Source organism: Stenotrophomonas sp. TWI602 (assembly GCF_039674045.1).
Taxonomy (GTDB): domain Bacteria; phylum Pseudomonadota; class Gammaproteobacteria; order Xanthomonadales; family Xanthomonadaceae; genus Stenotrophomonas.
Window position 1 is genome coordinate 56,381 of sequence record NZ_JBDJMT010000007.1, and the last position, 22,911, is coordinate 79,291.

Consider the following 22,911-nt stretch of genomic DNA (forward strand, 5'->3'; position numbering starts at 1 on the left):
TGCGATTGTGTAACGGCTTCACGCCCGGCTACCCTGCGGGCCATGTTCCGTCGTGCCCGCCCGCGTCCGTCCCTGCTGCTCCGCCTGCTGATGCTGGTGGTGGTCGGTGTGGGCGTGTTCGGCAGCTCGCTGGCCTCGGCCCTGGCCGATATCCACCTGAGCGTGCATGCGGACAGCAGCGACGTGCATGGCAGCCTGGATGACGCCGCCGCCGATGTACCGGGCGATGACGACGGCAACGAAGACTGGCTGCATGCCCTGGTGCATTGCGGCCACTGCCATGGCCACGGCGGCGTGCTGCCGATGGCCGCGATGGCCTGGAGCCTGCCCGCCGCGCCCAGCCACGGCGTCCCTGCCGGGTTGATCGCGCAACTGCGCACCCAACCGCCCGAGAACCTGCTGCGTCCTCCGATAGCGATCTGATGCCCTGCGGCCGCGCGGCCGCCGTTTGCCCTCTGATCGCTTTCTGGAGACTCCCATGTGGATGCGTCTGGCAGCCTTGGCTGCCATTGCGTTCGTGCCGTGCGTGTACGCACAGGGCACGACACCTGCTGCACCGTTGACCCTCGACGACGCCATCGCGCGCGTCGCCCAGTACCACCCCGACCTGCGCCTGGCGCAGGCGCAGCGCCCGGTGTGGGAAGCCCGCCGTGACGCGGCCGGCCTGTCGCCCCCGCTGACCCTTGGCGTGGAGCTGGAGAACGCACTCGGCAGCGGTGACACCCGTGGCTTCGATGCCGCCGAAGTCACCGTCACCCTGGCCGGCGTGCTGGAACGCGGCGGCAAGCTGGATGCCCGCCGCGCCGTGGCCCAGGCCAATCTGGACAGCCTGGCCCCGCAGCGCGAAACCGCGCGGCTGGATCTGATGGCCGAGGTCGCCCGCCGCTATCTGGCAGTGACCGACGCGCGCCAGCAGCTGCGCATCGCCGAGACCGATATCGAGCAGCGCCGGCGCGCCGTCGCCGCCGCGCGACTGCGCCTGCAGGCCGGTGCCTCGCCCGAGTCGGTGCTGCTGACCGCGCAGGCGATGCAGGCCCAGGCCGAGCTGGACCGCGATCGCGCCCGGCAGATGGATCAGTCCGCGCGTGCGGCGCTGTCCGCACTGTGGCGCCAGCGTGAGCCCGGTTTCGACGTGGTCACCGGCGACCCCATGCAGCTGCCCGCGCTGCAGGACTTCGCCGTGCTCGCCGAGGAACTGCAGCGCACCCCGGAACTGGCGGTGCTGGCCGGTGAGCGTCGCATCCGCGAAGCGCAGGTGCAGCTGGCCCGCACCCAGGCACGGCCCGATGTCAGCTGGCAGGTGGGCGTGCGCAATTCGCGCGATACCCGCGACACCTCCCTGGTCGCCGGTTTCAGCCTGCCGCTGGGCAGCGTGCGCCGTGCCGACCCGGAGATCCGTGCGGCCGAGGCCGAACTGGCGCTCAACAGCGTGGAGCGCGACGCGCGCGCGCTGCAGCTGTACGCCACCCTTGCCGAAGCGCATGGCCGCTACCTGACCTCGCGGCTGGAAGTGACCCGCATGGCGCGCGACGTGCTGCCGCAGCTGCAGCGTGCCGAGAACGCAGCCGAGAAGGCCTGGCGTGCCGGCGCGATCAGTTACATGGAATGGGCCCAGCTGCAGGCGATGCGGATCGACGCACGCCAGCGCCAGCTCGACGCGGCCATCGCCGCACAGACCGCCCTGATCGAACTCCAGCGCCTGACCGGCCAGAGCATGGTCGCCGCCACCGACACCGTGTCCACGGAGGACCGCCGATGACCCTTTCCCAGACCCGTACCGCGCTGGCCGCCAGCCTGTTGATCGCGCTGATGGCGCTCACCGGCTGCGGCGGCGCTGAGCCCGCTGCGGCGCCGGCCAACGCGGCCGACGAGGACGCCGGCCATGGTGAGGCTGGGCACGACGATGACCACGACGATCACGACGCCCCGGAACGCACCACCATCGCCGCGGCCATGGCCGAACAGGCGGGCATCCGCGTGGCACCTGTCGTCGCCGGCACCATCGCCGACGAACACGATGTGCAGGGGCTGCTGACCCCGGTCGATGGCCGCGTTGCCCAGGTGATGGCGCGCTTTCCCGGCCCGATCCGTTCGCTGCGCGCCAATGTGGGCGACCGCGTGCGCGCCGGTCAGGTAGTGGCCAGCATCGAGAGCAACCTCAGCCTCACCACCTACACCGTGACCGCACCGATCGGTGGCGTGGTGCTCGCGCGCCAGGCGCAGGTCGGTGGGGTGGCAGGCGAGGGCACGCCGTTGTTCGAGATCGGTGATCTGTCCACGTTGTGGGTGGACCTGCATATCTTCGGCAACGACACCCAGCACATCACCGCCGGCGTGCCGGTCACCGTGTCACGCATGACCGACGGCGTCAGCCAGGCCACCACGCTGGAACGCGTGCTGCCCGGCACCGCGACCGCCAGCCAGAGCACGGTCGCGCGCGCCACGCTGCGCAACGACGACGGCCAATGGCGGCCCGGTGCGGCCGTCAAGGCGCGCATCGTGGTGGCCACCACGCCGGCCGCGCAGGTGGTGCCGTTGAGCGCGCTGCAGACGATGGACGGCAAAGACGTGGTGTTCGTGCGCGAAGGGGACACCTACACCGCGCGTGCGGTGACCCTGGGGGCGCGCGATGCCGGCAAGGTCGAAGTGCTCAGTGGCCTGGCCGTCGGCGAAGACGTCGTGGTCGAGCAGAGCTACGTGGTCAAGGCCGACATCGGCAAGGCAGGGGCATCGCATGAACATTGATGCGTTGCCGCGCCCCGCACACGGAGGGCGCTCCCATGCTTGAGCGCATCCTCCGCGCCGCCATCGCCCATCGCTGGTTGATGATGGCCCTGACGTTGGTGCTGATCGTCATCGGCAGCTGGAGCTTCACCAAGCTGCCGATCGATGCCACCCCGGACATTACCAACGTCCAGGTGCAGATCAATACCGCGGCCCCCGGTTACTCGCCGCTGGAAACCGAACAGCGCATCACCTACCCGGTGGAGACGGTGATGGCCGGCCTGCCGGCGATGGAGCAGGCCCGCTCGCTGTCGCGCTACGGGCTCTCGCAGGTGACCGTGGTCTTCAAGGACGGCACCGACATCTACTTCGCCCGCCAGCAGGTCGCCGAACGCCTGCAGCAGGTCAAATCGCAGATTCCCGACGGCCTGGATCCGCAGCTGGGCCCGATCTCGACCGGCCTCGGCGAGATCTTCATGTACACCATCGACGCCGATCCCAAGGCGCGCAAGGCCGATGGCACGGCGTACACCGCCACCGACCTGCGCACCCTGCAGGACTGGGTGATCCGGCCGCAGCTGCGCAACGTGCCCGGCGTGACCGAGGTCAACACCATCGGTGGCTTCCAGCGTCAGGTGCACATCACCCCCGACCCGGCCCGCCTGCGCGCGCTGGGCTTCACGTTGGAGGACGTGGCACAGGCGGTGGAGACCAACAACCAGAACGTCGGCGCCGGCTACATCGAACGCAACGGCCAGCAGTTCCTGGTCCGCATTCCCGGCCAGGTCGCCAACCTGGAGGAGATCGGCAACATCGTGCTGGCCCGCCGTGAAGGCGTGCCGATCCACGTGCACGACGTCGCCCAGGTGCAGGACGGCCCGGAGCTGCGCAGTGGCGCGGCCACCCAGAACGGCCATGAAGTGGTGATGGGCACGGTGGTGATGCTGATCGGGGCCAACAGCCGCGATGTGGCCCAGGCCGCGGCGGCGCGTCTGCAGCAGGCGCAGGCCAGTCTGCCGGAGGGCGTCACCGTCACCGCCAGCTACGACCGCACCGCGCTGGTCGACCGCACCATCGCCACGGTCGCCAAGAACCTGATCGAAGGCGCCTTGCTGGTGATCGTGGTGCTGTTCCTGCTGCTCGGCAACTTCCGGGCGGCGTTGATCACCGCGGCGGTGATTCCACTGGCGATGCTGTTCACGCTGACCGGCATGGCCCGCGGTGGCGTGTCGGCGAACCTGATGAGTCTGGGCGCGCTGGACTTCGGCCTGATCGTCGACGGGGCGGTGATCATCATCGAGAACTGCCTGCGCCGCTTCGGCGAACGCCAGCACGCGCTCGGCCGCGACATGACCCGCGACGAACGCTTCGCCGAAACCGCCAGCGCCACCGCCGAGGTGATCCGCCCGAGCCTGTTCGGGCTGGGCATCATCACCGCGGTGTACCTGCCGATCTTCGCGCTCACCGGCGTGGAAGGAAAAATGTTCCACCCGATGGCGATCACCGTGGTGCTGGCCCTGACCGGTGCGATGGTGCTGGCGTTGACCTTCGTGCCTGCCGCGATCGCGCTGTTCCTCGGTGGCCGTGTGCAGGAGACGGAGAACCGCCTGATGGCCTGGGTGCGCCGGCGCTACGAGCCGATGCTGGCCTTTGCCCTGCGGCGCGGCCGCTGGATGGTCGCCGGTGCGCTGGTGCTGGTGATCGGTTGTGGCCTGCTGGCGACGCGGCTGGGCAGCGAGTTCGTACCAAACCTGGACGAAGGCGATGTCGCCATGCACGCCATGCGCATCCCCGGGACCAGCCTGACCCAGTCGATCGAGATGCAGAAGCAGATCGAGAACCGGCTGGTGCAGTTCGCCGAGGTGGACAAGGTGTTCTCCAAGATCGGCACGCCGGAAGTCGCCTCCGATCCGATGCCGCCCTCGGTCGCCGATACCTTCATCATGATGAAACCGCGCAAGGCCTGGCCGGATCCACGCAAATCGCGTGCGGCACTGCTGGCCGAGCTGGAAGACGCGGTGGAGCAGCTGCCCGGCAACAACTACGAGTTCACCCAGCCGATCCAGATGCGTACCAACGAACTGATCTCCGGCGTGCGTGCCGACGTGGCGGTGATGCTGTTCGGCGATGACCTGGAGACGCTGCTGTCGGTCGGCAAGCGCATTGCCGCGGTAGCCGGCACGGTGCCGGGCGCGGCCGATGTGCGGGTGGAGGAGACCAGCGGCCTGCCGCTGCTGACTGTCACCCCCAACCGCACCGCGTTGGCCGGCTATGGCTTGAATCCCGGCCAGGTGCAATCGACCGTGGCCACCGCCGTGGGCGGGCAGGTGGCAGGGCAGTTGTTCGAGGGTGACCGCCGCTTCGACATCGTGGTGCGCCTGCCCGACGCACTGCGCCAGGACCCGGCCGCACTGGCGGACCTGCCGGTGTCGCTGGAGACGGCGCTGGCCGACGACGCCGACGAGTCCAGCCGCACCGGCAGCTGGACCAGCGGCAGTGCACGCACCGTACCGCTGCGTGAGCTGGCGACGCTGAGCAACAGCGAAGGGCCGAACCAGATCAACCGCGAGAACGGCAAGCGCCGGATCGTGGTCACCGCCAACGTGCGCGACCGCGACCTGGGTGGATTTGTCGGCGATCTGCAGCAGGCGATCGGGCGCGATGTGCAGGTGCCCAACGGCTACTGGATCGAATACGGCGGCAGCTTCGAGCAGCTGATCTCGGCCAGCCAGCGCCTGTCGATCGTGGTGCCGGTGACGCTGGCGATCATCTTCGCCCTGCTGTTCTGGGCGTTCGGCTCGGTCAAGGATGCGGCCATCGTGTTCAGTGGCGTGCCGCTGGCGCTCACCGGCGGCGTGCTCGCGCTGGCCCTGCGGGGCATTCCGCTGTCGATCTCGGCCGGCGTGGGCTTCATCGCGCTGTCCGGTGTGGCGGTGCTCAACGGCCTGGTGATGATCAGCTTCGTGCGCAGCCTGCGCGAGCACGGCATGCCGTTGCCGCAGGCGGTGCGCGAAGGTGCCTTGGGCCGTCTGCGCCCGGTCCTGATGACCGCGCTGGTGGCCTCGCTCGGCTTCGTGCCGATGGCCTTCAACGTCGGCGCCGGCTCGGAGGTGCAGCGCCCGCTGGCCACCGTGGTGATCGGCGGTATCGTCTCGTCCACGCTGCTGACGTTGCTGGTGCTGCCGGTGCTGTATCGGTGGTTGCACCGGAAGGGGCCTGACGCGGTTTGAAGGGTGGGTCCGCACGTGATGCCACGTGCGGACCTGGCTGCCTCACCAATGCGCTGGCTTGTCGATGGGCTTCTTCCCGGTCTGGATCCGGTGAGGCAACTGACATGAAAAAACCGCCGTTCGGCGGTTTTTTCGTCCCAAGCCGTTTAGCCAACTGGATGACGACGGCGAGGGCGGGGTCGTGTGGCCACTACAGCAGTCCGTTGCCATGGCGGTCAAATGACGGGGTCACACCTTGAGGTCGCCTCATCCACTTGGCGTTTATCGATTTCCTGCCAGCCATTGCTGGATCAGATCGGCTGCTTTGGCCACGCCAGTTTCCATGCCCATCGCCCTTCCCAGAGCAGCAGCCCGTTCACGCGTTCCGGCGTGTTCGACGAAGCCAATGGCCCGCGCCAGCGTGTTGGCATCCAACCGCTTCGGCGACAACGCCGCCGGCGCCACGCCCAACCCCTGCAACCGCGCCGCCCAGAAAAACTGGTCGGCCGCGAACGGCATCACCAGCGATGGCACCCCGGCCCGGCAGGCCGAATGCGTGGTGCCGCTGCCGCCGTGGTGGATCACCAGCGCGCAGCGCGGGAACAGCGCCTCGTGTGGGGTTGGCCCGACCACGAACACGCGGGCGGGCAGGGGGGTGCTGGGCAGCCCCGCCCAACCGGGGAACAGCAGCACCCGGCGGGGGGCCAGGGCGTCCAGCAGCGCTGGCAGCACGCGGTCGCGATCAAAGCCGGTCATGCTGCCAAAGCCCACGTACACCGGGGCGGGCCCGGCATCGAGGAAGGCCTGCAGGTCCGGCGGTGGTTGCCAGGGACTGTCCGGCAGGCGCCATTGGCCGCAGATGCGATGGTTGGCGGGCCAGTCCGCCGGTTGCGGCAGCAGGCTGGGCGAGATGCCGTAGAGCATCGGCAGGTCGCGCCAGAGGCTGCGTCGCGGCGACATGCCCAGCGCGTGCCGGGCCTGGTTGATCGGCTGCCGGAAGGTGCGCCAGACCGCCTGGTTGACCAGCCCGTAGCTGAGCCGGTTAAGCACACCCGGCAGGGGCAGCCGGGGCAGGAACGGGGACGGGAAGGCGGCCGTGGGCGTCAGCGGGATCATGCCCAGCCCGATCGCGGGCAGGCCATGCCGCTCGGCCACGGTCATACCCACGAAGGCGGCCAGCCCACCGGTCAGCACCGCATCGCACCCGGCGGCAGCCGCATCGGCCTGCCGGGTCCACGCCGGCACGTGCCGGCGCGCCATCCGGGCCAGTCCGCGGGAGGCGGCCAGCGTGTTGTTGCCACGCGACACCAGCGCCACCACCTCGTCGTGGATGTCGCCTTCCAGCGCGGCGTGCGGCACGCCCAGGGCGCGCGCGCTGCCCAGGGTGCCGCCCTCGGCCAGCAGCATGACCTCGTGTCCGGCGGCCATCAGGCCGTGGCAGAGCATGACCAGCGGGCGGGTGTCGCCTTCGGTGCCGTAGGTAAGTGCCAGCAGCCGCATCGAGGGGTCCAGGGGAAAAGGGGCGGCCAGTATCGCCATCGCCCGTGGGTGGCGATGCGAACACGGGAGGCCGTCCCGGCACTGACAGACCACCATGGCCCTGTGGACAACTTGCGCCAGCCACCGGCCTGCGGCATAATGCGCGGCTCGCTGTGTCCAGAAATCTCTGGATCGGCGGCCGGGAACACGTCATCCGGTCCGCCCTCGACAGCGTAACCCTTTGATTCTCATGACGTGTGGCGGGAAACCGTCGAGGCCGCCGTCGCCCGGGCTATGGGCTGACAACTACTTTTATCGAGGTGCGCAATGTCCCGCGTATGCCAAGTTTCCGGCAAGCGAGTGCAGACGGGTAACAACGTCTCGCACGCCAACAACAAGACCCGCCGTCGTTTCCTGCCCAACCTGCACGAGCGCCGCTTCTGGGTTGCCAGCGAAAACCGCTGGGTCAAGCTTCGTGTTTCCGCGCATGCCCTGCGCACCATCGACAAGAACGGTATCGACTCCGTTCTGGCTGAGCTGCGTTCGCGCGGCGAAAAGGTCTGAGGAGTAAACGATCATGGCAGGCAAGCGCGATAAGATCCGTCTGATTTCGACGGCCAACACTGGCCACTTCTACACGACGGACAAGAACAAGAAGAACACCCCCGGGAAGATGGAATTCCTGAAGTACGATCCGGTCGTGCGCAAGCACGTCCTGTACAAGGAAGGCAAGATCAAGTAATCCGCAAGGGTTCTTGAGCTTCCCGACGAAAAACCCGCCCTCGTGGCGGGTTTTTTTGTTGGGCCGGCGATACGTGGCGCCGGCCAGCGGCCGGCACGACCGGTTGCATGCAGCGGCCCATGGCAGAATGCGTTTCCCTCCCGACGGGCGACGCGATGCTGTTCGAGTGGCTGCTGGGTTCGTGGTTGTTGATGCTGGATTGGCTGATCCGGCTGGCCGCGCTGTTGTGGATTCCCAGCCGCACCACGCCCGGTGCCGCGCGCAGCTGGCTGCTGCTGGTCGGCTTCGTGCCGCTGCTCGGGCTGCCGCTGTATCTGCTGTTCGGCCACCCGTGGCTGTCGCGCCAGCGCGTGCAGCGCCAGGCCGAGGCCTCCCAGGTGATCCGCGAGGAGCAGGCGCTGCAGCCGCCGCTGCGCTGGACGCCGCCGCCGGAGACGGCCACCGCCGAGATCGTGCCGCTGATCGAGCGCCAGGGCGATTTCATGCCCATCCACGGCAACGCGGTGGATCTGCTCAATGACTACGACGCCTCGCTGCAGGCCCTGATCGAAGACATCGACCAGGCCCGTGAGCGCGTGCACCTGCTGTACTACCTGATGTTCGACGATGCCGTCGGCGAGGCCATCGTGGAGGCGCTGCAGCGGGCGGCCGCGCGCGGTGTGCATTGCCGCGTGCTGCTCGATGCAGTGGGGGCCAAGCGTGGGCTGCGCCACTATCGCCATCGCCTGCAGGCGATCGGTGTCGACGTGCGCGCGATGCTGCCCGGTGGTCTGCGCTGGCGGCGCAGTGGCCGCATGGACCTGCGCAACCACCGCAAGATCGCGGTGATCGACAACCGCGTCGGCTACATCGGCTCACAGAACCTGGCACGCGCGCAGTTCGTCGCCGGGTTCCCGAACAAGGAGCTGGTCGCGCGCGTGCGCGGGCCGGTGGTGGCGCACCTGGAAGCGGTGTTCGCCAGCGACTGGTACATGGAAACCGGGCAACGCCTGGATGTGCTCACCGCCGTGCCGGTGTGCTCGGCCGATGTGCCGACCCAGCTGCTGCCCAGTGGCCCGGCATACCCCTTCAGCAATGCGCGCGATGCGGTGAACGCGCTGATCCATCTGGCGCGCCGGCGAATCGTGCTGGTCACGCCATACTTCGTTCCCGATGAAGCGACCTTGAGTGCGCTGCGCATCGCGGCGCTGTCCGGCGTGCAGGTGCAGCTGATCCTGTCGGCCAGCACCAACCAGCGGCTGACCTCCTGGGCGCAGGAGGCCTACTACGATGAGCTGCTGCGCAGCGGGGTGCGCATCGCGCTGTACGAACCGCATTTCCTGCATGCCAAGCACCTGACCGTCGATGAAGACATTGCCCTGGTCGGCTCGATCAACCTGGATATCCGCTCGTTCGCGCTCAATGCCGAGATCGGCATGCTCTGTTATGACCCCGGCATGGTGCGGCAGCTGGCGCAGATCGAAGCCGACTATCTCGAGCAGTCCCGTCAGCTCGATCTGGCGACGTGGCGCCAACGGCCGGCGTGGAAGCGCAGCCGCGAAGGCATCGCACGGCTGGCCGATGCCTTGATGTAGCCCGCTGTGACGCACGTGGACGGCCGGTCCACGCGCATCGCCTACAATCGAGGCATGACTGCGTCCGATACCCACCGCCAGTGTGATCTGGCCATCGTCGGCGGCGGCGCTGCCGGCGTCCTCGTTGCACTGCAGGCCCTGCGCCATGCTCCGCGACCGTCACGCATCGTGCTGTTCGAGCCGGCTTCGGCGCTGGCCGAAGGCATCGCCTACGCCACGCCTTGGCCCGAGCACCTGCTCAACGTGCCGGCCGGCAAGATGAGCGCGCTGCCCGATCAGCCTGCGGATTTCCTCGATTACCTGATCGACAGCCAGGCGATTGCCGATGTGGCGCGCGAGGTGCTGGCGGACCAGTTCGTGCCGCGCCGCCATTACGCCGCCTACCTGCGTGAGCGCCTGGAACAGGCGTGCGAGCGCAGCGTGGCAGTGCTGGAGGTGGTCGAGCAGCCAGTGTTCGCGCTGGAGCCGACCGAACACGGTGTGCAGTTGCGGCTCGACGACGACGTGGTGTGGCGCGCGCAGCGCGTGGTGCTGGCCTGTGGCAACAGCATGCGACCACTGCCGGTGCCCGGTGCCGATGCCCTGCCGCCGGCGCAGGCGGTGGAGGCCTGGGATTACGACGGCGTGCGCGTGCTGGCCGGCGATGACGATCTGGCCATCATCGGCTCGGGCCTGAGCATGGCCGACAGCGTGGTGGCCCTGGCGGCCGCCGGACACCGCGGGCGCATCTTCGTGCTGTCGCGACATGCGCTGCTGCCATTGCCACAGGCGCACGGCGGAGCGGTCACCTTCGATCCGCAGCCCTTGTTGACGATGTCGTTGCGTCAGCGCGTGCGTGAACTGCGTGGGCAGGCCCGTGCCGCCGGGGCGCAGGGCATCCCTTGGCAAAGCGTCATGGACCGCATCCGGCCGATGGGCCAGGCATTGTGGTTGAGCCTGGGCGAGGCCGACCAGCGTCGTTTCCTGCGCCACGTGGTGCGCCATTGGGACGTGCACCGCCACCGCATCGCCGAATCGGTGCATGCCCAGGTCAGCGAGCTGGAGCGCAGCGGCCAGCTGCAGCGCCACCGCGCCCGGCTGGACACGCTGCTGGTGCAGGAAGGCGGGCTGCAGCTGCACGGGCACGGCCCGGCCGGCGGCCTGCCGCCACTGACGGTCAGCGCGGTGATCAATGCCACCGGCGTGGAAACCCGCGCGCTGTGCATGCGCAATCCACTGATCCAGCAGCTGCTGGCCGATGGGCATGCGCGGCCTGGTCCGCACGGGCTGGGGCTGGATACCTCGGTGGAGAACGGCGAACTGCTCGGTGCCGACGGCCAGCGTCAGACCCGCGTGCTGGTGGTGGGCAGCCTGCGCATCGGCACGCTCTGGGAAAGCCTGGCCATTCCCGAGTTGCGGATGCAGGCCCAGCAGGCCGCGCTGCGCGCGGTGGGCTGACTGCGACACCGTGCCTCGCGGCCGTGCGCGAGGCACACAAACACCTCATGCCTTCCCCTCGAACGGCTCGGTGGTGGCGGCATGACGACGGCACTAGGCTCGTGTCTTTCTCACAGGAAATGACCATGACGCTACGTCCCGACAGGACCGCCCCCCGTGTCACGGCGACGACCCCATGGCGCCCGCTCGTCGTGCTGGGCGCAACACTGGTTCTGGCCGCCTGCCAGCGCCACGCCCCGGTCGATCCCGCTGCCTCGACCGATGCGACGGTCGCGGCGCCCGTCGCCGTCACCGCACTGCGCGACATTCCCGCCTGCCCGGCGGGCGCCAGCGTGATGGAGGGATGGAACGACCGCGCCCCGCCGCGGCGCATTTTCGGCAACACATGGTATGTCGGCACCTGTGGGCTGGCTGCGGTGCTCGTGACCTCCGATCAGGGCCATGTGCTGATCGATGGCGGCACGACGCCCGCCGGCCCCCTGATCGAGGCCAATATCCGCACGCTTGGCTTCGATCCGCAGGACGTGAAGTATCTGCTGAACTCGCACGAGCATTACGATCACGCCGCCGGCCTGGCGCACCTGCAGGCGGCCACCGGCGCACCGCTGCTGGCACGCTCGCCCGCCGTGGCCACCCTGCGTAACGGCCGGAGCGATCGCAGCGATCCGCAGTTCCTTGAGGAAGGCTCGGCATTTCCAGCGGTGGCCGAGGTCATGGCCATCGGCGACGACGAGGTCGTCCGCGTCGGTCCGCTGGCGCTGACCGCCCATGCCACCCCGGGCCACGCGCCGGGCGGCACCAGTTGGACCTGGCGGTCCTGCGAGGCAGGGCGCTGCCTGGACATCGCCTACACCGACAGCGTGAGTGCGATCTCCGATGCCCAGTACCGCTATCTCGATCACCCGCAGATGGTGGAGGCCTTCCGGCGCGGTCTGGATACGCTGGCGGCGCTACCCTGCGACGTGCATGTGACGCCGCATCCCCTGGGCAGCAACCTGTTCATCCGTCTGCAGGGCGACGCAGCCACCCCGCTGGTCCAGCCAGGCGCCTGCCGTCGCTACGCGCAGATGGGGCACACCCAGCTGGACACACGGCTTGCCGAGGAAGCCGCCGGACGCGCGCCCTGACGCAGGGAGGGTGCAGAGGGCGTAAAATGGGGACATGGATGTTTCCCACTTGCTCGACGGGTTGAACCCCGCCCAGCGCGAAGCTGTGTCCGCCCCGCCCGGCCACCATCTGGTGCTTGCCGGTGCCGGTTCCGGCAAGACCCGCGTGCTTATCCACCGCATCGCCTGGCTCAATGAAGTCTGCGGCGTGCCGACCCATGGCATTTTTGCGGTGACCTTCACCAACAAGGCCGCCGGGGAGATGCGTCACCGCATCGACCTGCAGCTGTCGCAGGGCAGCCGTGGCGCCTGGATCGGCACCTTCCACGGCCTGGCCCATCGCCTGCTGCGCCTGCATTTCCAGGACGCCAAGCTGCCCGACAGCTTCCAGGTGATGGATTCGGACGACCAGCTGCGGCTGGTCAAGCGCGTGGTCCAGCAGCTGGAGATCGACGACGGCAAGTTCCCGCCGAAGCAGATCGCCTGGTGGATCAACGAGCAGAAGGACGAGGGCCGTCGCCCGCAGCATATCCAGCCCGAGCCGCATGACGCGTGGCTGGAAACCATGCGCGAGGCGTATATCGCCTACCAGGAGCGCTGCGATCGCGCCGGTCTGGTCGATTTCGCCGAACTGCTGCTGCGCGCGCATGAACTGCTGCGCGACAACCCGGCCTTGCTGGCTCACTACCGTTCGCGCTTCCGCGAAATCCTGGTGGACGAGTTCCAGGACACCAACGCCATCCAGTACGCCTTCGTGCGCGTACTCGCCGGCGATACCGGCCACGTGTTCGTGGTCGGCGACGATGACCAGGCCATCTATGGCTGGCGCGGCGCCAAGGTCGAGAACGTGCAGCGCTTCCTGAAGGATTTCCCGGGTGCGCAGACCGTCCGCCTGGAGCAGAACTACCGCTCCACCGCCAATATCCTCGGCGCGGCCAATGCGGTGATCGCGCACAACCCGGACCGTATCGGCAAAGAGTTGTGGACCGACAGCGGCGACGGCGATCCGATCGATCTGTATGCGGCCTACAACGAGATGGACGAGGCGCGTTACGTGGTCGAGCGCGCGCGCCAGTGGGTGCGTGATGGCGGCAGCTACGGCGATGTCGCCGTGCTCTACCGCAGCAATGCGCAGTCGCGTGCCTTCGAAGAATCCCTGCTCTCCGAGCAGGTGCCGTACCGCGTGTACGGCGGCATGCGCTTCTTCGAGCGTGCCGAAATCAAGGACGCGCTGGCGTACCTGCGGTTGATGACCAACCGCAACGATGACGCGGCCTTCGAGCGCGCGGTCAACACGCCGACGCGTGGCATCGGCGACCGCACCCTGGATGAAGTGCGCCGCTTGGCCCGTTCCCACGCGATTTCGCTGTGGGAGGCCACCATGCTGACCACCCAGGGCAATGAGCTCGCTGCACGTGCACGCAACGCGCTGGCCGGCTTCCTGGTGCTGGTCAATCAGCTCCAGGCTGAAGCCGACACGATGACCCTCGCCGAACGCATCGACCATGTGCTGATGCGCTCGGGCCTGCGCGAGCACTGGTCCAAGGAAAGCCGCAACGCGCTGGATTCGGAATCGCGCGCGGACAACCTGGACGAACTGGTCTCGGTGGCCTCGCGCTTCGTGCGTCGCGAAGACGATGTCGAAGAAACCCAGGACATGAGCGAGCTGGTCGCCTTCCTCGCCTATGCCTCGCTGGAGGCCGGCGAAGGCCAGGCCCAGGCCGGCGAAGAGGGCGTGCAGTTGATGACGCTGCACGCCGCCAAGGGCCTGGAGTTCCCGCTGGTGTTCCTGGCCGGCATGGAAGACGGCCTGTTCCCGAGCGCGCGCTCGCTGGAAGAAAGCGGCCGGCTGGAAGAAGAACGGCGCCTGGCGTACGTGGGCATCACCCGCGCGCGCCAGAAGCTGGTGCTCTGCTACGCCGAATCACGTCGCATCCATGGCCAGGACAACTACAACGTGCCCTCGCGCTTCCTGCGCGAGATCCCGCGTGAGCTGGTCAATGAAGTGCGCCCGAAGGTGCAGGTCTCGCGTGGCACCTCGCTCGGTGCCAACCGGGTGATGGGCCACGCGGCGCTGGAAGCACCGCCACTCAAGCTGGGCGCGATGGTCAACCATCCCAAGTTCGGCGAAGGCATGGTCACCGACTACGAAGGCAGCGGCCAGCACGCCCGCGTGCAGGTCGAATTCATCGAGGCCGGCAGCAAGTGGCTGGTGATGGCGTATGCCAATTTGACGGTGCTCTGAGCAGCGCTCGTGATCCGGTAGTGCCGGCCGCTGGCCGGCTGCTCCTTGCCGCGGCGTTGTCGGGAGCCGGCCAGCGGCCGGCACTGCAATGGGCGGCATACCTTGTCGGGAGCCGGCCAGCGGCCGGCACTACAATGGCGGCATTCCTTTCGCGCAGGCCCCCGCCATGACCGATTCGCCGCTGCACCTCACCGTCAAATTGAACGCCAGGCTCCAGCCCGAGCATCGCCATGAGCTGTTCGAAGATCCGCTGGATGCGCTGCTGGGCAGTGCCGAGCTGGGTGAGATCACCGGCGGTGGCACCGCGCTGACGGAAGATGGTGAAGTGGACTACGGCGATATCGAGGTCGCGTTGAACGATCCAGCCTCGCTGCCTGGCGTGATCGAGCTGCTGGAGCAGCTGGGTGCGCCGAAGGGCTCGCTGATCCAGCGCGAAGGCGCCCCCGATCAACCGTTCGGCGTCACCGAAGGCCTGGCGTTGTATCTCAACGGCACCGACCTGCCCGATGAGGTCTACGAGCAGTGCGACTCGAACTATGTGTTCGAACAGATCGTCGAGCGCATCGAAGGCCACGGCGAGATCTGCAGCTGGTGGCAGGGCCCGACCGAGACGGCGCTGTATCTGTATGGCGCCTCGTTCGACACCCTGCACGCGCGCATCGCCGATCTGCTGGCGAGCTACCCGCTGTGCCAAGGCGCGCGCGTGGTGCGTACCGCCTGATCAGCAGTCCGGCGCGTGGCCTGCTGCATAGCGCAGGCCACGGCGCAGCTGCGCCCGCACATTCGGGTCGGCATACACCGCCGCGTCGTGGCCCAGCCCGGTGTACCAGCTGCGGCCTCCATCGAAGGGCCGGCACCAGGCGATGGGATGATCGGCGCCCATGGTGCCGCCGTCGTAACGCGATTCGTCCACTGTCGCGATGACCTTCACCATTCCACGCGGATTGCGCCGGTAGTTGTAAAGCTCATCGCGGATCGGCCACGCCGGGCCTGACGGCCTGCCGTCACGTTCGGGCTGCACAAGCGTCTCCTGCAGACCCTTGGGATGCTTGTGGAACCACGCGCCGACCAGTTCGCCGTACCAAGGCCAGTCGTACTCGGTGTCGGCCGCGGCGTGCACGCCCATGAAGCCGCCGCCGTTGCGGATGAACTGTTCCATCGCCGCCTGCTGCGCGGCGTCGAGTACGTCGCCGGTGGTATTGGCGAAGACCACGGCGCGGTAGCGGGCGAGGTTGTCGGGGCGGAAGTCCCGGGGATCGTCGCTCGGGTCCGCCGTCATGCCGGCCTCGGCACTCAGCTCGCGCAGCGTTGCCACGGCCACAGGAATCGAGTCGTGGTGGAACGTGGCGGTGCGGCTGAAGATCAGCACGCGGTCCGGACCCGGCGCGGCGGCTAGGCCGGGTAGCGGCAGCAGGGCCAGCGAGCACAGCAGGGCGATGAGCAGAGGGCGCATGCCTGCGCTATCCGTGTTGTGGTGGGCCAGGGCGCCTCGCTTCATCCCCGATCGCCCCCGGCTCATCCCGGATTTCACACAGTTCGTCGCGTGCCGCTTGTCGCTCCCCCGGCCGGCGCCCAGAGTCTGCCCCTGTCCGCTGGGAGCGCACTCGTGAACAAGGGAATTCCGTATCTGCTTGCTGCACTGGTTCTGCTGACATGGTCGGCAGGCTGGGCCGAGCCGGTGCTGGCCCTGTTCCAGCACGCGCAGACCTGCCTGGCCGACGGCGGCGACTTCGATCTGCTGCGCCTGCGCTGCCAGCCGCAGCCCAGTGGGTTGTGCATCGGCCAGGCAACGCTGTGGTTCTGGCTGAGCGGCATCGTCTTCGCACTGGTGGCGCTGCTGGGCACGCGACGCGGCACGCGCTGACACGCGAGCGGCCAACCGGCATCATCACCCTCTGTCTGAGGGAGGCCACATGGGTCCGAGCGAAAAAGAAAAGATGCTGTCCGGGCTGCCCTACCGCCCCGGTGATCCGGCGCTGCAGGCCGACATGGCCGCCGCCAAGGTCTGGATGGTCCGCTACAACGCCGCCCTGGCCGAAAGCCCGGCCGTGCGCCGCGCGCTGTTGCGCGAGCAGCTCGGCGCGGTCGGCGAAGGCGCGGTGATCCGGCCGCCATTCCATTGCGACTACGGCTACAACATCCGCCTGGGGCAGGGCGTGTTCCTCAACTACAACTGCGTGATCCTGGACGTGGCCGAGGTCAGCATCGGCGATGGCACCCAGATCGGTCCGGCAGTGCAGCTCTACGCCGCCGACCATCCGCGTGATCCCCAGGCGCGGGCGGAAGGCCTGGAGTCGGCCAGGCCGATCCGGATCGGGCGCAATGTCTGGATCGGGGGCGGCGCGATCGTGCTGCCCGGCGTCACCATCGGCGATGACGCGGTGGTGGGCGCGGGCAGTGTGGTCACCCGCGACGTGCCTGCGGGCGCGACCGTGGTGGGCAATCCGGCGCGGGCGGTGCCTGCCCGCGGCCACGGCGATTGATCCAGCTCAAGGCACTGCGTCCACACCGGGTGTGCAATGGTGATGTTCCCATTGCCCACCCCAAGGAGCTCTGCCATGTACAAGCGCATCCTGATTGCCACCGATGGTTCGGAGCTGGCCGAGAAAGGCCTGGCCAAGGGCCTGGAGCTGGCCAAGGACCTCGATGCCGAGGTCGATATCGTGACCGTCTCCGAGCCATGGGCCGTCGGTATGTACGACGCGATGGGCTGGAGCGTGGGCTACATGAACACGCCCGAATACAAAGCCGATCGCGAAGAGACCGCGCAGAAGGTGCTGCAGCCGGCCAAGGCCGCCGCAGAGGCGCAGGGCCTGCGCACTGAAACCGTGCATGTGCTGGACCGCTATGCCGCCGACGGCATCATCGATACCGCCACCGAGCGCGGCAGCGACCTGATCGTGATGACCTCGCATGGCCGCCGTGGTGTGACCCGCGTGCTGCTCGGCAGCCAGACCGCCGAAGTGCTGGCACGCAGCACGGTACCGGTGCTGGTCATCCGATAACGGAGAAACGTGTAGTGCCGGCCGCTGGCCGGCAGTGCCCCTCAGTGCCCGTCAATCGCGCAGTTTCAACGTCTGCGATTCATCCAGCGTGCCATCCGGCTGCAGCACCACATAACGCTCGCCGCTGCGGTCGAACAGCACCGGGATCGGGTCGCGGAACAGCGGGCGGCGCACGAAGCGCAGCTGCCAGCCGAAATGCTCCAGCGTCTCCACCGCCTGGCGTTGCTCTGCAGTAAGGCCGGCGCGCAGTTCAGCCGGATTTGGATCGTGGCGGCGTTCGGGTGTAGTCATCGAGCGTGGGCAAGCGGGGACGGGGGTCAGCGCCTTGCCGGCCCCGTGCGGTCACGGGGCGGCAGTGCGGTCGACGCCCGGAATCACCAGCTGTAGAGCTTCCAATACACCGGCGAGACGCCGTCCTTGTCGCTGTCCATGCGGCCATCGCCGTTCTGGTCGTACATGTAGAACGGGGCACCGCGCGACGGGGTCACCTTGACCATCCGCAGCTGGCCGCCCACCCGGTATTCCTCGATGGTGTCGCCGTTGTCCTGCACCGTCTTGACCACATCGGCACCAGTGACATCAACCGGGGGCCTGCCGCCGCCACCGGTGGCACAGCCGGCCAGCGCGAGCACGCCTGCGAGCAACAGAATCTTCATGGGCCGGGAGTCCTTGGGCGAAGAGGGCCTGATTATGCCCGATGGATCGTGAGGCCGGTGCCGACGACGGTCAGGGCCGGGCGCGTAGAATCGCCCCATGAGCCGATTAGTCCTGATTGACGGGTCCAGTTACCTGTATCGCGCGTTCCACGCGCTTCCGCCGCTGACCAACGCACACGGTGAACCCACCGGCGCACTGTTCGGCGTGGTCAACATGCTGCGCGCCACCTTGAAGGAGCGCCCCGAGTACGTCGCCTTCGTGGTCGATGCGCCCGGCAAGACCTTCCGTGACGACCTGTATGCCGACTACAAGGCCAACCGCCCGCCGATGCCCGACGACCTGCGCCCGCAGATCGAGCCGATGTGCCGCATCGTCGAGGCGCTGGGCCTGAGCATCCTGCGCATCCCCGGCGTGGAAGCCGATGATGTGATCGGCACGCTGGCCCTGCAGGGCCACCGCGATGGCCTGCAGGTGACCATTTCCACCGGCGACAAGGACTTCGCCCAGCTGGTCCGCCCGGGTATCGAGCTGGTCAACACCATGACCGGCAGCCGCATGGATTCGGACGCGGCGGTCATGGAGAAGTTCGGCGTGCGCGCCGACCAGATCGTCGACCTGCTGGCACTGATGGGCGACGCCGTGGACAACGTGCCCGGCGTGGAAAAGTGCGGTCCCAAGACCGCCGCCAAGTGGCTGGCCGAGTACCAGCACCTGGATGGGGTGATGGCGGCGGCCCCGACCATGAAGGGCAAGATCGGCGAGAACCTGCGCGCGGCGCTGGAGCGCCTGCCGCTCAACCGCGAGCTGGTCACGATCCGCACCGATGTGCCGCTGGAGGTAACGGCGCAGACCCTGCCGCTGCGCGAGCCGGACGTGCCGTCGCTGAGCGAGCTGTACCTGCGTTACGGCTTCACCCAGGCGCTCAAGGAGCTGGGCGGTCCCGTGCCGGCCCCGGCCGCTGCCAGCGAGGCCCCGGTCAGCCTGCGTGGCACCGCGGCCGGCTACGCCCGTGCCACGCCGGAGGTGGCGGTGGTGCCGGTCGACCCGGCGCTCTCCGCCCCCGGCGAGTACGAGATGGTGCTGACCACCGAGCAGCTCGACGCCTGGGTGCAGCGCCTGGCCGATGCCGAGCTGATCTCGTTCGATACCGAGACCGACGCGCTGGACGCCATGCGCGCCAACCTGGTCGGCATCAGCCTGGCGGTCGAGCCGGGCCGCGCCGCCTATATCCCGGTCGGCCATGATTACCCCGGTGCGCCGGCCCAGCTGCCACGCGAGCAGGTGCTGGCCGCGCTGCGTCCTGCCCTGGAAGACCCCTCCAAGAAGAAGCTTGGCCAGCACGGCAAGTACGACCTGCACGTGCTGCGCCGCCACGGCGTGAACCTGCAGGGGTACCACGACGACACCATGCTGGAGAGCTTCGTGCTCAATTCCACCGCCACGCGCCATGACATGGACTCGCTGGCGATGCGCTACCTGGGCTACACCACGATCAAGTTCGAGGAGGTGGCCGGCAAGGGTGCCAAACAGATCTCGTTCTCGCAGGTGGGCCTGGACGAAGCCTGCCGCTACGCCGCCGAAGATGCCGACCTGACCCTGCGCCTGCACCACGCCCTGCAGCCACAACTACAGGCCACGCCCTCGCTGGACAGCGTCTACCGCGACATCGAGATGCCGCTGGTGCCGGTGCTGACCCGCATCGAAGCCAATGGCGTGCACATCGACATGGCCGAACTGCGCCGGCAGAGCCAGGACCTGGGCTCGCGCATGCTGGCTGCCCAGCAGAAGGCCACCGAGCTGGCCGGGCGCACCTTCAACCTGGATTCGCCCAAGCAGCTGCAGGCCGTGCTGTTCGACGAACTGCAGCTGCCGGCACTGGTGAAGACCCCCAAGGGCCAGCCCAGCACCAACGAAGAGGCGCTGGAGGCGATCGCCGAGCAGCATGAACTGCCGCGGGTGATCCTGGAGTACCGCGGGCTGGCCAAGCTGCGCAGCACCTACACCGACAAGCTGCCGGAGATGATCAACCAGGACACCGGGCGGGTACACACCAGCTACCACCAGTCCGGCGCCGCCACCGGTCGGCTGTCCTCGTCCGACCCGAACCTGCAGAACATCCCGATCCGCACCGAGGATGGCCGCCGCATCCGCCGCGCCTTCGTGGCCCCGCCGGGCCGCAAGATCCTGGCCTGCGATTACTCGCAGATCGAGCTGCGGATCATGGCCCACCTCTCCGAGGACCCCGGCCTGGTGCGGGCGTTCGAGCAGGGCGTGGACGTGCACCGGGCGACGGCGGCGGAAGTCTTCAGCCGCCGCCTGGAAGAGGTGACCTCCAACGAGCGCCGGGCCGCCAAGGCGATCAACTTCGGCCTGATGTACGGCATGAGCGCGTTCGGCCTGGCCCGCAACCTGGGCATCGACCGCGGCCAGGCCCAGGATTACGTGGCGCTGTACTTCAGCCGCTACCCGGGCGTGCGCGATTTCATGGAGCGGATGCGCCAGCAGGCCCGCGACCAGGGCTATGTGGAAACCCTGTTCGGCCGCCGTCTGTACCTGAACGACATCAACGCCCGCAACCAGGGCCTGCGCGCCGGTGCTGAACGGGCCGCGATCAATGCCCCGATGCAGGGCACCGCGGCGGACATCATCAAGCGCGCCATGGTCAAGGTGGACAGCTGGCTGGAGGATCACGGCGACCAGGCCAAGATGATTCTGCAGGTGCACGATGAACTGGTCTTTGAAACCGAAAGTAGTTTCCTCGATACCTTGCGTTTGAAAGTCGTGGAACTGATGTCCTCGGCCGCCGAACTGCGTGTACCGCTGGTGGTGGATGCGGGCGTGGGCGACAACTGGGATGAGGCACATTGAGGCCTGAATCACAGTCAAAAGGCTGAATTGGTTCAGTGCGCCACGATAATCTGACTGTTGGATGAATGTTTCTGGGAGGAGGCCCGAATTAATTGGGCCCCTTCACGAACTATCAATGTTCGGAGTGCTTTGATAGACCTCGACAGGCGCAATGCCTGTTGTGGATCTCTCCCATCCCCTGGAGCAGATCTCGGAACGGGGGCTCCTCCCCAAGCACCCGTTCCCCGGCCCCGCTAACCTCCCCCTGGTTGGCGGGGCTTTTTATTTGTGGCGCCGAAAACCCCGCGCGGCCCGCCGCACGAGAGACCCCGCGCGGCCGATTGCCGTTTGCCCTGCGCGCGGCCCATGCTGTGGGCTGGACCCGGGGAGAACCGCATGAGCGACCTGTTTGCATTGGCCATGCCGTGGTGGGAATTCATCCTGCGCGCGGTGGTGGTGTACGCGGTGGTACTGGGCATGGTCCGGCTCTCCGGCAAGCGCGCGCTGGGCCAGATCACCCCGTTCGATGTCTTGCTGATCGTGCTGCTCGGCAACGCGGTGCAGAACGCGCTGCTTGGCGAAGACACCTCCCTGGGCGGCGGCCTGCTGCTGGCGGCGACCCTGATCTCGATCAACTACGGCGTGGGCTGGCTCAGCACGCGCAGTCGGCGCGTGGAAACGCTGGTCGAAGGCGAGCCGATCCTGATCGCCCGTGATGGCAAGGTGCTCGATTCCGTGCTCAAGCGCGAGCTCGTGACCCCGGCCGATCTCGACGCAGCGATGCGTCAGCAGGGCTGCCTGTCCATCGACGATGTCGCCCTGGCGGTGCTGGAGATCAACGGGCACATCACCATCGTGCCGAAGAAGGCGTAGAGCCACCCCATGGGTGGCTCTACCCGACGGGTGCCACCCATGCACCGCATGCGAAATCCATGCCGGCCCATGCGGTGGCGCGCTGGGTTACACCCAGTCGCGCGGAACCAGGTAGTCGGCCAGGCGGGCTTCGTCGCTGCCGGTTTCAGGTTGGAAACCGTATTCCCAGCGCACGCGCGGGGGAAGGCTCATCAGGATGCTCTCGCTGCGCCCACCGCTTTGCAGCCCGAACAGCGTGCCGCGGTCATAGACCAGGTTGAACTCCACGTAGCGGCCACGGCGGTACAGCTGGAACTCGCGTTCGCGCTCGCCATACGGCGTGTCCTTGCGGCGCTCGACCAGCGGCAGATAGGCATCCAGGAAGCCATCGCCGACCGCACGCAGATACGCAAAATCGCGCTCGAAGTCGCCATGCAGGTCGTCGAAGAACAATCCGCCCACGCCGCGCGTTTCATTGCGGTGGCGCAGGAAGAAATACTCATCGCACCAGCGCTTGTGCGCTGCATAGCGCTCTTCGCCGAAGGGCGCGCACAGATCGTGCGCAACCTGGTGCCAGTGCCGCACGTCTTCGTCGATGGGGTAGAACGGAGTGAGGTCAAAGCCGCCTCCGAACCACGAGGCCACCGCCACGCCATCACGCTCGGCGCGGAAGTAGCGCACGTTGGCGTGCGTCGTCGGCAGGTAGGGATTGGCGGGATGGAAGACCAGCGAGACGCCGGTCGCGCGCCATGACGCGCCGGCCAACTCTGGCCGGTTCGCCGAGGCCGATGGCGGCAGGCGCGTGCCGGCAACATCAGAGAACCCGATCCCGGCCTGCTCGAACACCGCCCCATCGCGCAGGATGCGGGTCCGGCCACCGCCGCCCTCCGCGCGCTGCCAGAGATCTTCGGTGAAGCGGGCCTGGCCGTCGGCGGTTTCAATCGCCGCACAGATGCGGTCCTGCAGGTCGGTCAGATACGCGCGGACGCGGTCAAAGTCGTTCATGGGCGCTACTTTACCGCAGGCCGGTGCAC

General features: G+C 68.0%; 21 protein-coding genes. 16 read left to right on the plus strand and 5 right to left on the minus strand.

Features of this window, described 5'->3' with window-relative positions; all coding sequences use genetic code 11:
• Positions 1-42: 42 nt before the first annotated feature.
• The 4 genes from ABE483_RS09425 to ABE483_RS09440 are packed head-to-tail and all read left to right on the plus strand — an operon-like array spanning position 43 to position 5,954.
• Positions 43-423, plus strand: a complete 381-nt coding sequence (locus ABE483_RS09425) for a DUF2946 family protein (RefSeq protein WP_313211905.1) — start codon at positions 43-45, stop codon at positions 421-423.
• A gap of 55 nt (positions 424-478) precedes the next feature.
• Positions 479-1,759, plus strand: a complete 1,281-nt coding sequence (locus tag ABE483_RS09430) for a TolC family protein (protein WP_346481574.1) — start codon at positions 479-481, stop codon at positions 1,757-1,759.
• Complete coding sequence (locus tag ABE483_RS09435) at positions 1,756-2,745, plus strand: efflux RND transporter periplasmic adaptor subunit (RefSeq protein WP_313211903.1); 990 nt, start codon at positions 1,756-1,758, stop codon at positions 2,743-2,745. The genes ABE483_RS09430 and ABE483_RS09435 overlap by 4 nt, the downstream gene beginning before the upstream one ends.
• A 35-nt stretch (positions 2,746-2,780) precedes the next feature.
• The gene (locus ABE483_RS09440) at positions 2,781-5,954 is read left to right on the plus strand and encodes a CusA/CzcA family heavy metal efflux RND transporter (RefSeq protein ID WP_346481575.1); all 3,174 of its coding nucleotides are present in this window, start codon (positions 2,781-2,783) and stop codon (positions 5,952-5,954) included.
• Between the two features lie 261 nt (positions 5,955-6,215).
• Here ABE483_RS09440 and ABE483_RS09445 read toward each other — a convergent pair whose 3' ends face one another.
• Entirely contained in the window at positions 6,216-7,433 is a 1,218-nt protein-coding gene (locus ABE483_RS09445) for a glycosyltransferase (RefSeq protein ID WP_346481576.1), read from the minus strand.
• Positions 7,434-7,739: 306 nt separating this feature from the next.
• Between ABE483_RS09445 and rpmB the strand changes: the two genes are divergently transcribed.
• From rpmB to ABE483_RS09480, 7 genes are all read left to right on the plus strand, one after another.
• Complete coding sequence (gene rpmB, locus ABE483_RS09450; RefSeq protein ID WP_019185625.1) at positions 7,740-7,976, plus strand: 50S ribosomal protein L28; 237 nt, start codon at positions 7,740-7,742, stop codon at positions 7,974-7,976.
• Between the two features lie 10 nt (positions 7,977-7,986).
• A complete protein-coding gene (gene rpmG, locus ABE483_RS09455) occupies positions 7,987-8,154 on the plus strand; it encodes a 50S ribosomal protein L33 (protein WP_172407465.1) in 168 nt (55 codons plus the stop codon).
• A 155-nt stretch (positions 8,155-8,309) separates the two neighbouring features.
• Positions 8,310-9,728, plus strand: a complete 1,419-nt coding sequence (gene cls / locus ABE483_RS09460; RefSeq protein ID WP_313212587.1) for a cardiolipin synthase — start codon at positions 8,310-8,312, stop codon at positions 9,726-9,728.
• Positions 9,729-9,782: 54 nt separating this feature from the next.
• The gene (locus ABE483_RS09465; RefSeq protein ID WP_346481577.1) at positions 9,783-11,165 is read left to right on the plus strand and encodes an FAD/NAD(P)-binding protein; all 1,383 of its coding nucleotides are present in this window, start codon (positions 9,783-9,785) and stop codon (positions 11,163-11,165) included.
• Positions 11,166-11,290: 125 nt separating this feature from the next.
• A complete protein-coding gene (gene bla, locus ABE483_RS09470) occupies positions 11,291-12,292 on the plus strand; it encodes a subclass B3 metallo-beta-lactamase (protein ID WP_346465648.1) in 1,002 nt (333 codons plus the stop codon).
• A gap of 34 nt (positions 12,293-12,326) precedes the next feature.
• Positions 12,327-14,516, plus strand: a complete 2,190-nt coding sequence (uvrD, locus tag ABE483_RS09475) for a DNA helicase II (protein WP_346481578.1) — start codon at positions 12,327-12,329, stop codon at positions 14,514-14,516.
• A gap of 166 nt (positions 14,517-14,682) precedes the next feature.
• Positions 14,683-15,237, plus strand: a complete 555-nt coding sequence (locus tag ABE483_RS09480) for a hypothetical protein (protein WP_282264094.1) — start codon at positions 14,683-14,685, stop codon at positions 15,235-15,237.
• On the opposite strand, the gene ABE483_RS09485 is transcribed toward ABE483_RS09480, so the two are convergent.
• Complete coding sequence (locus ABE483_RS09485) at positions 15,238-15,969, minus strand: ThuA domain-containing protein (RefSeq protein ID WP_346465652.1); 732 nt, start codon at positions 15,967-15,969, stop codon at positions 15,238-15,240.
• A gap of 153 nt (positions 15,970-16,122) precedes the next feature.
• On the opposite strand from ABE483_RS09485, the gene ABE483_RS09490 reads away from it, so the two are divergent.
• From ABE483_RS09490 to ABE483_RS09500, 3 genes are all read left to right on the plus strand, one after another.
• Positions 16,123-16,380, plus strand: coding sequence for a hypothetical protein (locus ABE483_RS09490; protein WP_313212579.1), 258 nt, complete (start codon positions 16,123-16,125; stop codon positions 16,378-16,380).
• A 49-nt stretch (positions 16,381-16,429) separates the two neighbouring features.
• A complete protein-coding gene (locus ABE483_RS09495; RefSeq protein WP_313212578.1) occupies positions 16,430-16,999 on the plus strand; it encodes a sugar O-acetyltransferase in 570 nt (189 codons plus the stop codon).
• A gap of 75 nt (positions 17,000-17,074) precedes the next feature.
• On the plus strand, positions 17,075-17,521 hold the full coding sequence (locus ABE483_RS09500) for a universal stress protein (RefSeq protein ID WP_313212577.1): 447 nt from the start codon (positions 17,075-17,077) through the stop codon (positions 17,519-17,521).
• Between the two features lie 51 nt (positions 17,522-17,572).
• On the opposite strand, the gene ABE483_RS09505 is transcribed toward ABE483_RS09500, so the two are convergent.
• Both ABE483_RS09505 and ABE483_RS09510 read right to left on the minus strand, forming a co-directional pair.
• A complete protein-coding gene (locus ABE483_RS09505) occupies positions 17,573-17,812 on the minus strand; it encodes a hypothetical protein (RefSeq protein ID WP_121040913.1) in 240 nt (79 codons plus the stop codon).
• An 83-nt stretch (positions 17,813-17,895) separates the two neighbouring features.
• Positions 17,896-18,177 carry a DUF2782 domain-containing protein gene (locus ABE483_RS09510; protein WP_070470027.1) on the minus strand — a complete coding sequence of 94 codons (282 nt, stop codon included), beginning with the start codon at positions 18,175-18,177 and terminating at the stop codon, positions 17,896-17,898.
• 97 nt (positions 18,178-18,274) lie between these two features.
• On the opposite strand from ABE483_RS09510, the gene polA reads away from it, so the two are divergent.
• Both polA and ABE483_RS09520 read left to right on the plus strand, forming a co-directional pair.
• Positions 18,275-21,046, plus strand: coding sequence for a DNA polymerase I (gene polA, locus ABE483_RS09515; RefSeq protein ID WP_346481579.1), 2,772 nt, complete (start codon positions 18,275-18,277; stop codon positions 21,044-21,046).
• Between the two features lie 375 nt (positions 21,047-21,421).
• Positions 21,422-21,898 (plus strand): YetF domain-containing protein, encoded by a 477-nt coding sequence (locus tag ABE483_RS09520; RefSeq protein WP_313212574.1) that lies wholly within the window; start codon positions 21,422-21,424, stop codon positions 21,896-21,898.
• Positions 21,899-21,985: 87 nt separating this feature from the next.
• On the opposite strand, the gene hemF is transcribed toward ABE483_RS09520, so the two are convergent.
• Positions 21,986-22,882, minus strand: a complete 897-nt coding sequence (gene hemF / locus ABE483_RS09525; protein WP_313212573.1) for an oxygen-dependent coproporphyrinogen oxidase — start codon at positions 22,880-22,882, stop codon at positions 21,986-21,988.
• Between the last annotated feature and the right edge of the window lie 29 nt (positions 22,883-22,911).